At 55.5% G+C, this 12,660-nt stretch carries 9 protein-coding genes; all 9 read right to left on the reverse strand.

The window, feature by feature from the left end; translation table 11 throughout:
* Positions 1-38: 38 nt before the first annotated feature.
* Complete coding sequence (dnaK, locus tag CRO05_RS06690; RefSeq protein WP_097066338.1) at positions 39-1,940, reverse strand: molecular chaperone DnaK; 1,902 nt, start codon at positions 1,938-1,940, stop codon at positions 39-41.
* Between the two features lie 74 nt (positions 1,941-2,014).
* A complete protein-coding gene (locus CRO05_RS06695; protein ID WP_200814307.1) occupies positions 2,015-2,737 on the reverse strand; it encodes an N-formylglutamate amidohydrolase in 723 nt (240 codons plus the stop codon).
* A 58-nt stretch (positions 2,738-2,795) separates the two neighbouring features.
* Positions 2,796-4,037 carry a glutamate-cysteine ligase family protein gene (locus tag CRO05_RS06700; protein WP_097066340.1) on the reverse strand — a complete coding sequence of 414 codons (1,242 nt, stop codon included), beginning with the start codon at positions 4,035-4,037 and terminating at the stop codon, positions 2,796-2,798.
* A complete protein-coding gene (locus CRO05_RS06705) occupies positions 4,034-4,759 on the reverse strand; it encodes a hypothetical protein (protein ID WP_097066341.1) in 726 nt (241 codons plus the stop codon). Before CRO05_RS06705 ends, CRO05_RS06700 begins: the two co-directional genes overlap by 4 nt.
* Before the next feature lie 236 nt (positions 4,760-4,995).
* Positions 4,996-6,624, reverse strand: coding sequence for a bifunctional aminoglycoside phosphotransferase/ATP-binding protein (locus CRO05_RS06710; protein WP_097066342.1), 1,629 nt, complete (start codon positions 6,622-6,624; stop codon positions 4,996-4,998).
* A gap of 114 nt (positions 6,625-6,738) precedes the next feature.
* Positions 6,739-7,695, reverse strand: a complete 957-nt coding sequence (locus CRO05_RS06715; protein WP_097066343.1) for a DHH family phosphoesterase — start codon at positions 7,693-7,695, stop codon at positions 6,739-6,741.
* Positions 7,696-8,023: 328 nt separating this feature from the next.
* Positions 8,024-10,003, reverse strand: a complete 1,980-nt coding sequence (locus CRO05_RS06720; RefSeq protein WP_181319808.1) for a multicopper oxidase family protein — start codon at positions 10,001-10,003, stop codon at positions 8,024-8,026.
* A gap of 76 nt (positions 10,004-10,079) precedes the next feature.
* Positions 10,080-10,439 carry a hypothetical protein gene (locus CRO05_RS06725; RefSeq protein WP_143860889.1) on the reverse strand — a complete coding sequence of 120 codons (360 nt, stop codon included), beginning with the start codon at positions 10,437-10,439 and terminating at the stop codon, positions 10,080-10,082.
* 83 nt (positions 10,440-10,522) lie between these two features.
* Positions 10,523-12,229 (reverse strand): tyrosinase family protein, encoded by a 1,707-nt coding sequence (locus CRO05_RS06730; protein ID WP_097066345.1) that lies wholly within the window; start codon positions 12,227-12,229, stop codon positions 10,523-10,525.
* Between the last annotated feature and the right edge of the window lie 431 nt (positions 12,230-12,660).

A 12,660-nucleotide genomic window follows, 5' to 3' on the forward strand; every position in this document is an offset into this window, starting at 1 on the left:
ACGCCGTCTTATTAGTTATGCTGTACAGGATAAGGAGTTTATCTGTTTTCGTTATCACGATACTCGGCATCCACAACCTTGCCGCGCGGACCAGATCCGCTCGGCCGCGGTTCACCTGTTGCTGTGTCGACATTGGGAGGCGGTTCCGGTCCTTCCCAGCGGGTTTCCGCATAGGGCGCCCCTTTCTGGGCCTGGCCGGATTGCGCATAGAGTGTCGCCCCTGCCTCCTTCAGCACCTTTTTTAATGCCTCGGCTCTCTCGGTGGCAAGGGAAACATCTTTTCTGACCAATGCTTCCTTTGTTTCGCGCAACGCCGATTCAATCCTTCTTTTCAGCTCATCGGTGAGCTTGTCGGTAAAGTTGGCGAGCATTTTCTCAGCCTCGTAACATGTTGCATCGGCGGCATTGAGCTTTTCCGCATCGTCGCGCCGTTTCTTGTCAGCCTCGGCATAATGCGCCGCGTCGTCCACCATGCGTTTCTTGTCATCTTCGGAAAGCCTGGTAGAACCGGATATGCTGATGGATTGCGACTTGCCGCTTGCCACATCACGTGCGGAAACACCGAGAATGCCATTGGAATCAATGTCGAATGTCACCTCGATCTTGGGAACGCCGCGGGGCGCCGGGGGCAGGCCATCCAGATTGAATTCGCCCAGACTGACATTGTCTGCCGCCATTGGGCGCTCGCCCTGGAAGACATGTACGGTGACACTGGTCTGCATATCGGCTGCGGTGGTAAAGGTTTCAGTGCGTTTAACCGGGATGGGGGTATTACGGCCAATCAGGGAAGTTGCGATTCCGCCCAATGTCTCCACCCCCAGCGTAAGCGGGGTAACATCCACCAGCACGATTCCGCTTACCTCTCCCGCCAGCACCCCGGCTTGAATTGCGGCGCCGGCGGCTACGCATTCCATGGGGTCTACCCCCATCTCCGCCTTGCGCCCAAAGAGCTCCTCGAAGTAGGCATGCACGACCGGCATGCGTGTCGGCCCGCCAACGAATACAAGGCGGTCCACATCTCGAGGAGCGATGCCAGCGTCATGCAGTGCCTGCTCAACCGGGCCGCGGCAGCGCTCGATCACCGGGCGCACCAGACGTTCCAGTTCGGTGCGGTTCAGATCCAGTTCAAGATGACGCGGCTCGCCGCTTACGGCGGCAAGATAGGGCAGGCTGATGTGGGTAGTGATGTTGGCGGTGAGTTCGATCTTTGCTGCTTCCGCCGCTTCCAGCAGGCGTGCCGCCGCCTTGGCGTCATTACGCACATCCACGCCTACAGCCATATGGAAGCGCTCCACCAGATGTTCAAATATACGCTGGTTCATGTCGGTGCCGCCAAGCTGCGTATCGCCGCTGGTGGCCTTGACCTCGAACACACCCTTGCCAAATTCCATGATAGTAACGTCCAGCGTGCCGCCGCCCAGATCGATCACTGCGATGCGCAATTCCTGGCCCAGCCGGTCCAGCCCGTAAGCCAGAGAAGCAGCCGTCGGTTCGTTGACGAGGCGTACAACCTCAAGCCCGGCAATGCGGCACGCGTCCTTGGTTGCGGCGCGCTGATTGTCGTCGAAATAAGCAGGCACCGTCACCACGACTTTTGCCACGGCTTCACCCAGAAAGGCTTCGGCATCGCGCTTGATCTTCTGCAACAGAAAAGCGGAGAGCTGTTCCGGCGAGTATTCGCGTTCTCTTAGACGGATGATTTCCCGTTTGCCCATCCTGCGCTTGAAAGCGCTGGCGGTTCCTTCCGGATTTGCCGCAGCCTGGCGCCGCGCCGGCTCGCCTACCAGAATCTGTCCGTCGGCGGTAAGTGCGACGTAGCTGGGGAACGCTTTGCCACCGATGCTGATACCCTCGGCGCTGGGAATAATAACCGGCCGTCCGCCGCGTAGAACCGCGGCTGCAGAGTTGGAAGTGCCGAGGTCGATACCGATGATAGCCATATACCTCCCGAAATTTTTGATTCGCTACATAAAATAAACGAGTGCGAATATGAAAGCTCTTGCTACATGATAGTTCATGCAACGGCTTTCTGAAGTGTTTCAAGTACCACGCTGCGCAATTCACGCCATTGAGGACCGCCCTCAAGAACATGTTTCTGGTTGATTTCCAGCTCTATTCCTACATAGGTATCTGCAGAAAATCGGCGGCGCAGGTAGGTGACAAAACCGTCAGCCCTGCCAGCATAGGGATAGTTGCGGCGTACCGTCAGGTTGGCTGCGCGCGCCTTGAGGTTTGCCTGCCACCGCATGCACAAATCCCGCTCCAGAGGTCGAGATGGATCGTAAAGCAGACCGATATCGGCATTGCGGATTTGTCCATTGAGTTCCGGCGTGAAACTGTGTGATGAGATATGGATGATTTTTTCGCCGCGTCCAATCGCCTCGGCAATACTGGCCTCGGCTACAGTGCGATAAGGCATGTAGTGACGCGCCAGAATCTCGCTGCGGACCTCGACCGGCGCAGATTGAATGGCTTTGGAATAAAGCTGCGGATGGCGAAGGGAGCGGTTGAGATCGATTAGGAGACGGCTTGTAGTACCGGCAAACAAAGGAGCGTCAAGCGCCTTTGCAAGCTCCTTCGCCATGCGCAGGGTGCCCCGGTCATAGCCGCGATGACTGCGCAGCAAAGACTCGAAGCCGCCAAAGAATTGCTGGTAGCATTGCGGAATTCGATTACCGCCATGTTCGCAGGTAATCAAAAAATTGAATATATCAGTCAAGGCTACCTTATCACTCAACCTCCCTTATGACCTCCCTTATATGAACAGCCGGTTTGACAACAAACCGATAAATACGCTAACTCATCCCCAAAAACATCCGCCCTTCTTCCAGGCACTCGCACAGTTCCCGATAGACGGCCATCAGCCGCGTCCTGCTGTAGTCGGAGCCCAGGGCGAGCAGAATGCGGCGAGCCAGTGGACCGTGCTCCAGAATGGTTTGGAGTCCGTTCTGCCAGGTTTTTCGCTGTTCAGGCTGGCTCCCCGTCATTGGCGCGATGAGATGCTGCCACAGCTCGCGGGCCTCGCAACGCTGAGCGGGAAAGCCCAAAAGCCGCAGATATACGGGATCCGTTATCACCGCTCGCTCGGCATCGCGTATGCAAGCCCGCATGATCTTGATCAGTGCGTCCGTATCGAGGACCTGCTGTTTCGCAAGTGGCGCACAGGTTTCATTGTAGAGAGTTCGCACAACATCAACTGCGGCAGCGGCAATGGCGAGGTTAGCCTCCGGGCATTCCTGTGTGTCCACCACCCGTATTTCAATGGCGTTGCGGTCGAAACGGGGAACTGCGCCGCGCGCATTGAGCCATTCATGCTCCAGAATTCCTTCTTCATCAAACACCGCAATGTCCTCGTACATCGGCGCCAGAATTTCTGCCTCGTACGCGGCGCGGCTAGTCGCCGTTTCCGGGATTACCCGGCCTATCGTCGAGGGTATCCTTATTTGATGCGTGCAGTAGTTTTCCATGCGAAAATCGAGAAACCCGGCGTTGCCGCCATCCGCGATCGGCGAACTGGCAGACAGCGCCGGGAGGATAGGCAGCAGCAGCCGGACGGCGGCGTGAAGACGCGCAAATTCGTGGTCATCGGCAAACGGCAGGTTGAGATGCATGCTCTGGAGATTGGCCCAGCCATGCCGTTTGCAGTTGAAGATCCGGTCATAGGCACGATAGATATCGGCGTTGTCATGTGGCCACAGCCGTGTCTCAGTGCCAGGGTTCATCCACGGATGCATGCCCCCAGGCATGAGCCTGGCCCCCATGGGTTCGAGCAGGCGATTGATTCGCTGAACCTCGCCCTGAAAGGCCGCCGGGAGGGATTCCATTTCGGGGACGGGATTTACATTTTTGAGTTCGAGCAGGTGCAGCACCAGTTCATTGGACCATGCCAGCGCACCGTGCCTCACCTCGGAAGCACGCGTTCCCGAAAGCTTCTGCAGCAACTCGTCGGCCACTGGCAAGACCGAAAGGGTCTGGCAATCGACGATCATATACTCCAGCTCGATACCGTAGCCGGAGAATGCCCGTAAGGCCCTCATCGCCCCTCGGCCTGCTCGGCAGGCTGCCGATATGAGTGGATGACCAGCAAATTGGCGTCCTGCGTAACGATGCCTAGCATTACCGCGCCCAGAACCCGATCGATATTACTCCAGTACTCCTGGGACGGCCCATAGGGATCGGCTACCAGCACCGTACGCTTGTCGCGGTTGTAGCCGGCCATGACAACGAAATGTCCCGCCGGATAGCCCCGCACATCGTCCGGTATGTCATGCGGTCCGTATTCCCGCGCGGCGCGATAAAGAAAGGTGGAGCTCAATCCCGTCAGGATGGGCAGACCGCGACGCAAGAGGCCGTGAATGAGTGACTGAGAGAGGTCGGTCAGGCGCAGCCGTCCGCCCAGGCGCAGAAATTCCAGATAGCCGTCGGTGGCGTGCCGCAGCCTGAGATCCTCTTTTACCTCGCGCTGCTGCCGGAGCCGATCGGCGATATTCACTCCGGCGACAAACCAGGTGGGATCGAATACAGTAAGGTTATATGTATAAATTGTCGCCTGAAAGCCATTGCGCAGAGCATCGCAAGCCAGAAAAACAGCAAAGGTGCCACTGCCGCTTTCCAGTTTACGGGTGCGGGCAATGACGCTCTCCAGCCGCTCGGTTTTTCCCCAATAGTTGTAAATGGTATGCAGGCAGGTGGGTCCGCATGTCGTTTCATCCGGCTGCGGCAGTGTTGTGACCGGCAAGCGTAATGTGGTCCGGAGCATGGCAATAAATCCGAGTACTGCTTGGGAATTAGCGCGCTCAAGCGTAGCAATCAGATAAGATTAAGCAAAGTAAAGGTTATCACGGCGATGACCGAAAAGGAATCCGGTTTCCTTGAGAACGGGCCCATCGCAATTTCTCCGCCGCGGGAGTTGAGTGCGGATCAGGTCTATCAGGTCTAATATGAATGCAATTTCGTTCCGGTTTATTCCCGAATCAACGTTCGAACAAATTGTTTTTATGGCGCGACCAACAGCTGTTTCAGTTTCTTCCAGGCCTGCTCATCGGCAGCGATACCCGCTTTCTCGTTGACGAACTCTACCGTAACGGTGCGCTCCTGCGCGGATAGCGCTTCCTGTTTTTCCTGCAATAATTCCAGCACGGCGAGATCGGCTTCAGATGCATCGTTCGATTGACTCTGTCGCTGCGTGATGCGTGTGCGCAGTGTCGCTGTGCTGGATTTCATTGACGCGATGGCAAACGGCACCGCCAATTCATGTGCGAGCTGACGAAAATGTTCACGCTCATTCCGTTTGAGAAAAGCAGCGTCCACAATCACCGGCATCCCAGCGGTGAGCAGGCCCCGCGCCAGTTCGAGGAGTCGTGCGTACGTTCGCCGTGTCGCTTCCGCGTCGTAAATGCTGCTCGCATGCATGCTGCTATCCGCCAGCGGAGCCAGTCCGAATAAACGTTTGCGTTCCACATCGGAGCGGATGCGGATTGCCTGAAGCTGCTCCAGCGCTGCCTGCGCAAAGGTCGTCTTGCCCGACCCCGGCAAGCCGTGAGTGATGACCAGCCCAGGCTGGTAATACCCGATGCGTTCCACAGCCAGAGCAAGAAAACTGCGGCACCTTGCCATAGCCTCGGCCTTGGCGCGTTTGGACAGGCCCGTCTGTCCGACGCGGATAGCATTGACCATGGCGCGAACCACGGCGCGGTAGACGACATAGAAGCGCAACATGGATACGCCGATGTAATCACCGGTGATCTCCAGATAGCCATTCAAAAAACGGTATGCCAGGTCAGCGCGCTTGTAATGCAGCAGATCCATGACGGTAAAGGCAACTTCGCTCATCACATCGATGCAGCGCAGCGCCGGATCGAACTCGATACCATCGAAGGGAACGGGCTGCCCATCAATGAGTGCAATATTGCCAAGATGCAGATCTCCATGACATTCGCGTATAAAACCCTCGGCACGGCGATGTACAAAGCGTTCCTTGCATCCGGCATATTCCTTCTCGTTGAGGTGGCGCAAGGCGGCCACGCCGACTTCATCTTTGCTGCCCTTGAGCGCGGCTTGCAGCCGGTCAAAAGTTTGCGCTACCGATGAATAGATGACCGCGGCGGAACCGAATGCGGATACTGCTTCGACTGCAGGCAGGCCGCTATGAAAATTTGCGATCTTGAACGCCAGGCTGTCCATATGCTCTGGCAAAATTCTGTTGCGCGCCGCCAACCGATCGAACTGCCTGGAAGCGGCGAAACGTCGCATCCTGACAGCATATTCTATAGCTGGCAGTACCCCTAACTCGGGTTTTTCCGGCGTGCCACCGATGGGAATGACATCAAGATATATTTTTGGCGCAAGACGTCGGTTGAGCCGAATTTCTTCATCGCAATAATAGCGGCGCGATGCCAGGCTGGTAAAATTGAGAAAGCCCAAATCGACTGGTTTCTTTATCTTATATGCATACCTCCCGGCTAGCAGTACCCACGAAATGTGCGTCTCGGCCAGCCGTACGCTCCTGGCCGCATGAGGATAACGGTTACAGTCCATCAATGCTTTGATCAGTCTGTTTTGAATATCTCCTTCAGCTGGTGGAGTATGGGGAAGCGGTTGTGATTGTTTGGGCGGAATATCCATTACGTGTCATTACGCTGTTCAGGCAAATAAGAATAATGCACTCACGGGTTATACCAAAAGATCAAGGCAGGCTTGATCCATAAAGTTACATGGCGCGGACACTCAACCGGCCTTTCAGCTGAACTGTTCCGCGAAAGACGTGAGAAACCGGGCAAACGAGTCTGTCGGCAGCCTGTTTATTCCCGCGGCTGCCTTACGACCGCCTCCGGTCTCAAACTTCATGCAAAGTATATCGGCGCCCTGCGGATTTGCCTTCGATGAACGCACGCTGACCGAGTAATCTCCGTATCGGTTGGGTGTGATCACCGCATAAGCGCGCGACGGGTTACTGTTCGCAAGTCTATTTGCAAAGATACCACTCACCCGCCTCGCCCAAGGCGCATCCGGCAGCAGATAAGCTGCATGGTAAACGCCCTCCAGCACGGGAGACAAGGAATCGATCATACCGATATCATCACGAAACCCCGTTTCAAGCCGAGTAAAGGCGGGCGATTCGGCGATAAAAACAAATGGATCAGGATATGGCTTCATTTTTTCATACAACTCAACCGGCGGGTAATGCAGATCTTCCACGGTATCGCCATATCCGTTGTAGTTCAGGTACTCGCCCAGGCGCGCCAGCTTTTCTATTTGCCGTTCGGTAAGTCCCACCGATTCCGCCAGCGCGCAGGCACGTTGCCCAAGGTTGTCGCCAAAGGCGGCAACGATTGCCCATAAACGATACCGCCCCTCCAGATGGCGATCAACCAGAATACTGGTACACGCGTCTGCGGATACGTCAATGTGTGGGACGAAATTATGGTGCCCGGGTATCTCGCCGGCATAATGATGATCGAAGTACTCGACGGTTGCGCCAGCGTCGAGCAATCGCATGAGTCCTGTGCGATTGCTATCCAGTGAAATATCGAGCACCGTTACCTGATCGCCAGGCCCAGCCTGCACCCGATCAAGCAGCCTGATATCCCGCTTGACCCCGGTGATCAGCTCTGCCGGTGCCGGGTCTGCCAGCCGAAGCTGATGTAAAGCGCATAATCCGTCGGCATCGCCGTTGAATGCGTAGTAGCGGCTCATATTTGTCTGTTTCCGAAAATTACGAGGGACAGCCTCCGTATTTATGAAATCAGGCATTGATATTATACCTTGCCGAATCCTTCGCCCCGGCAAACTACCCTACTGAGCTACAGGTTCAGCTTGTCCCTTGCGTACGATTCACCGGCTGACAAGGCTTCGCGGGAAGAGACCAATTGGTTTCTGACCGGAATATTCAAGCCTGAGTGATGCTCAAGTAGACTTGCACAGATTTTTTTCGAACACTGGATACCTGATATTCAGCTGCTGAGCTTACGGGGGCGCCGGAGATGACCTTGCATCATCTCCGGACGAGGCAGTACGCTAGCGGCTAGTGATGACCCTGGCTTGTATTTCCTCCGCCGTCAGGCAGGGCGATGCGAACGTTTTGCATCATCCCCTGATCCTCATGGTCCAGGATGTGGCAATGCAGCACGAAGTCACCGATGTAGCGTTGATAGCGGGTGCGGACGACCAGCGTGTATCGGCCGGGAGGATTGCCGGGGGGAACAAGGTTTTTCACCCATAGCGTATCCTTCCACACGCCCTTCAGGGCGCGATACTGCGGATCGGGAATTCCATTTGTAGTATCCATCGAATCCACGGCGTCAGCGGTACTGACGTCCTTCCCGTTTGGATCAAGTATTTTGACGATCTGGAACGGGTTGATGTGGATATGGAAGGGATGGCTGACGAAATCCGATTTCAGCGTCCACTCATCCACCCCGCCCAGTTTGAGTACCCGGTCGATTCTACCTGGATCGTAGGGTTTGCCGTTCACCTGGAACTGCGTCGGATTTTGCTTGTCGTCTATATTGAACGTCATTTCCTGCGTGCCGGTAACTTCGCCATTCTCGATGTCGGCATGTGGCACGAACCTGGTAAGCTTCAACCCATCGCGCAGGTCGCTTTCCACCTTGCCCCGAAGCTGGCCCGGCATATTAAGCCTGGCTGCGGTAACGAGTTCCGAAGTCAGGTAACGAGTGACATCGTCCGGAACGGGCCGGTCCTGATCGACGCGGACGAAACCCAGCAGCTGACGGGACGGCGCAGTCTGTTCGACACTTGCAGATGCTGAAGCGGCGTCATCAACCACGCAATAAACACCGGATTGCGGAAACACCATCAATGTATCCCAGCGGTACGCGGGCTGATAAACCGTGACATCTGTCTTGATCACGGCTTTTGTGGTGAGTCCATCCGCTGCGATCAGATATTGGGGCAATGCCGGACCGGTGCAATTCTCTTGCACGTACGCGTCGTGCTGGGCTGCCGTCAACCGGGCCGAACTGCGGCTGCCTTCCTTAAGCTTGCGGAATTTCAGATTGATGGTATCGCGAACGCCGCCATGAATTACGCGCCAGCGTTCAATCTGACCCGTTTTCGCCCCTTTGAAAATGGGGAGGACCTCGCCATTGATGCTGGTATACCTGCCCGAAGCGGGCCAAGATCCGGGACCGAACTGATCATAACCTTCGACACCCCCAACATCGCCGGGATCGCATTTATAGCTTTTGTCCGGGTTCTTCTTGATCTTTCCCTGGGCATCGCGGCAGGCGTACTGGATTTGCTGCATAACCAGTAGACGCTCTGTGAAAGACTGGGTGTTGGTGGGCGTCAGCAATGTATCGATATCGCCGTTTGCGTTCTGCGACGGGAAGCGTGTACCGCGGATGATAAGCGCTCCGGCCATGCCGCTGGCCACTTGCAATGCAGTGGATCCATGGCGATGCGTGTGATACCAGAATGTGCCTGCGGGGTGGTCTGACGGCACCTTGTATTCATACTGAAAGCTGACGCCGGGGTTGATGGAGATCAGCACGTTATCACCGTTTCCGGCAGGGTTTACCCATAGGCCATGCGTATGCAGATTTGTCCCGTTGAAGCAGTGAGGCGTGTTGACGTTCTCAATCTTCGTCGAGCAACTTGGATCCGGCGGCAACTGATTGTTCAATGTCATCCGGATCGTCTCACCAGGAAAGATTGAGATGGTAGGCGATACATAAGGAGCATCAGGATTGACTCCCTTGCCCTGATAGCTCCGCAGCTTCACCGCATCGTAGCGGTGCTCAGCCGGATTCCAGATTTTGCCGTCGGTGTAGGTGACGTTCAGATCCAACGCTGTTTCGGTTGCCGGCACAGGCATGCCCTTGGGCACGGCGCGCGGTTGAGCTTGGCGGATGATGTTCAGCAAAGGCGGATTTTCCACCACGCGCGAATGCTCCAATTGGGCATTTGCGACGGATGTAAAGGCGCACAACGCAACTGCGGACAGTGCAAGGGCGGGGAGGGTACGAAACACCAGGGACATGAAATTCTCCAATTGAACCAACATGGATACACGAAATATTGCAGACTCAGTTACTCTCGGTTGCTCTTAATTGCTCTCATTTGCTAATGGGTACATAAATCAAATCGATGCTTTCAATTTCTCGGGGCTGCGGAGCACGAGCGGGCTCACCCGGCGCTTCGACTTCCAGGCGCAGCCGCACGCGTCCGCTTGTGATGACGTTCCGGGGAAGAGGGATGGTGTGCGTAACGGCTTCTTCTTGTCCGCTTAGTGCAGGGAAAGACGAGGCGGTACCGATCAGTACCCCATCAGGGGTACTGATCCTGATCTCCGTGCCGCGAGGAAGCGTGCCCGCCCGAATTTGAACCCAAACTGCTTCCCCATTGGCGGGTGGGCGCGTGATCGGCAATTCGATCAGATTCGGCTTAGTTTCATCCTTTGCGATCGCGCTGCTCATACACAGAGTGGAACACATCAGTACGACAATGACTGACGCAAGGCCCGATCGAAATCCGCGTAATCCGCACATGATCTTCCCTGTCAATGCGACTCCACCACGATGGAAAGAACTTCTGCCCTTGTCTCCACGCCGTGCTTTGCCGTCAGTAGTCCAGGCATCACCATCTTTTCCGGAACAACCTGGATATTCAATGGCGCACCTGCCTGGAGCTGACTACCCTCACGAATCGCGGCAAGTGCACCGGAGAGGGGTACCGTGAATGTGACAGGTGCGTGCACGATGTGGTGACCGAACATCGAGAGAGTGGCGACGTAGTGAGGACTTGACGGATCAATCGCGGCATTGTCGGGCGCATTCACCAGAACAGCGAAATCATGGCCATGCGCCAGTGGAGGCAGGGAGAGCGTAACCTTCGCAAACAGCGTTGGCGCATCCGGTCGTGATCCTGCCTGGAGCAGCGCGGGTGGAATCGTCACGGCGCCACTAGCCGCATCTCCCGCGCTCACTGTCGGATCAGTAATTTGCGCGCTGAAACGCTCGATCCGGGCTGTCGCGGCCGCCTTGGCAGCAGAGATGGCCAGACCTTTTGGAACGATCTGCTCGCCTGATCCGGGCTGATAACTGTAGTTGAAATCTCCTATCGTGGCATAGTCGCCGGCGGTCCTTTTGGTTACCGGCTGCCCTTTCGAATCGACAAAGAACATGAATGGTTCTTCTGACCATGCTTTGTAATCCGGATCTTCCGGCAGCACCGGATATCCAAGCGCCTGCTGCTTGCGTGTCCACACGTCCCAAAGCCGGTCGATGTTGGCGTGGTGCAGGAAAAAGAGAGGGTCGACAGGTGACAGGTTGGCCTGCATGAAACCGCCGCTGTCAGTGGTTTTGCCGCTTTGATCGGTAAAGATACCCCCAACACAATTATGAACCCTGTTGTGCGGTTGGCCTTCCAGTACGCCGAACCCGGTCAAACCGCTATGACCCGCGGTTTTCGGGCTGTTGAAGGTGGTGAAATCCCGGGGTGAAAGTGCAGCCAGCAGCGTTTGCAGCGAAACAGCCTTTGTCGTTTTCTCATCAAATCCAGGCTTCTCTCTCGTCAAGCCGCGAGCATGGGCTTGATCGAAAAAGAACAGGCCTCTCGGGTCATCCAGAATATCGAACCAGAGATCATCGGGAGATCGGATCCCGCGAGCGAGGAGTTGGCCATATTGCGTCTGGTCGTCAAATTGACCGTCCTTATAAATTCGTTTCCAGTAGCTCGCCTTCGCGACAACCTCGCGGAATCGTGCCTGGAATTCTCTGGATTGCCCAATATAGGCGGGATGAGCTGGTGTGAGCACATCCTCGAACATGACGTCGGGAACACCCGGTTGAAACGGACTCCTGGGGTCCGTGTTTTCGGTCCAGTCCCAATAGGGAAGTGCAAAACTCGGATCGCCGCTGAGTTCCCGGCAAATTTGCTCGAACCATCCTATATAGCCGCGATGCCAAACCAGAAACCACCAGTTGCCGTGTGGACAGTCCATCGTGTGCGTGAGGGCAATGCGGTACCAGTTGCGCGGATCTTCCGGCGGCAGCCTGAGCATTGCGTGGATCGCCTTTTTGTAGCTATTGATGGTTCGCTTCGCCTCCGGATTTAGAAGATTCAAGCGCCGGTACTTCGTGGCCCCTTGTGCATATGATTGGCCAAATGGAAGGGTGGCCGCTCCCACGGCAGTAGCAGCCGCAGCTGTCGCTTTTAAAAATGTGCGGCGTGACATGGATGATGATTGCAATTTCTTGTCTTGCATTGAAAAAACCTCGTTATGGTTATTGATTATTGATCGAGCATTACGTGCTGGTTAGCCTGATTTGGTTGGGGTAGGGGATCTCAAAAGCATGGAAGAGATGGGAAGGGTAATGTTATCTATTCTTTTTTAATAAATTTCTATCAGCTCCCGGGAAGCCAAACGCCTATTATGTAAGGCGAAGGGCACACAATTAGATAATCAAATGCGATTTCGAGATAGCTGTAAGATCTTACAGGTATGAACGAAGACAGTTGGTTCGGCAGGTGTTGTCCTGTAAAGGAAGGGTGATACCATGAATGTCCTGCTATATGATGGAGATCACAACCCGTGCAAGATCCAGTTGCGGTTAAAAAATACCGGATTCTGTGGCAGTAAGGAGTCGAGGGGCGAACTAAGAATCCGGTCAGTGATCGGCGTCAGCTAATGCAAGC

Origin of the sequence: Nitrosovibrio sp. Nv4 (assembly GCF_900215485.1) — a bacterium.
In the GTDB taxonomy this organism is placed as follows: domain Bacteria; phylum Pseudomonadota; class Gammaproteobacteria; order Burkholderiales; family Nitrosomonadaceae; genus Nitrosospira.

Excerpts from the sequence above, each read along its gene's own strand:
- CRO05_RS06715 (WP_097066343.1), bottom strand. The coding sequence starts at position 7,695 with ATGAGCCGCTACTACGCATTCAACGGCGATGCCGACGGATTATGCGCT.
- CRO05_RS06725 (WP_143860889.1), bottom strand. The coding sequence starts at position 10,439 with ATGAGCAGCGCGATCGCAAAGGATGAAACTAAGCCGAATCTGATCGAA.
- CRO05_RS06730 (WP_097066345.1), bottom strand. The coding sequence starts at position 12,229 with ATGCAAGACAAGAAATTGCAATCATCATCCATGTCACGCCGCACATTT.
- CRO05_RS06720 (WP_181319808.1), bottom strand. The coding sequence starts at position 10,003 with ATGTCCCTGGTGTTTCGTACCCTCCCCGCCCTTGCACTGTCCGCAGTT.
- CRO05_RS06710 (WP_097066342.1), bottom strand. The coding sequence starts at position 6,624 with ATGGATATTCCGCCCAAACAATCACAACCGCTTCCCCATACTCCACCA.
- CRO05_RS06700 (WP_097066340.1), bottom strand. The coding sequence starts at position 4,037 with ATGAGGGCCTTACGGGCATTCTCCGGCTACGGTATCGAGCTGGAGTAT.
- dnaK (WP_097066338.1), bottom strand. The coding sequence starts at position 1,940 with ATGGCTATCATCGGTATCGACCTCGGCACTTCCAACTCTGCAGCCGCG.
- CRO05_RS06705 (WP_097066341.1), bottom strand. The coding sequence starts at position 4,759 with ATGCTCCGGACCACATTACGCTTGCCGGTCACAACACTGCCGCAGCCG.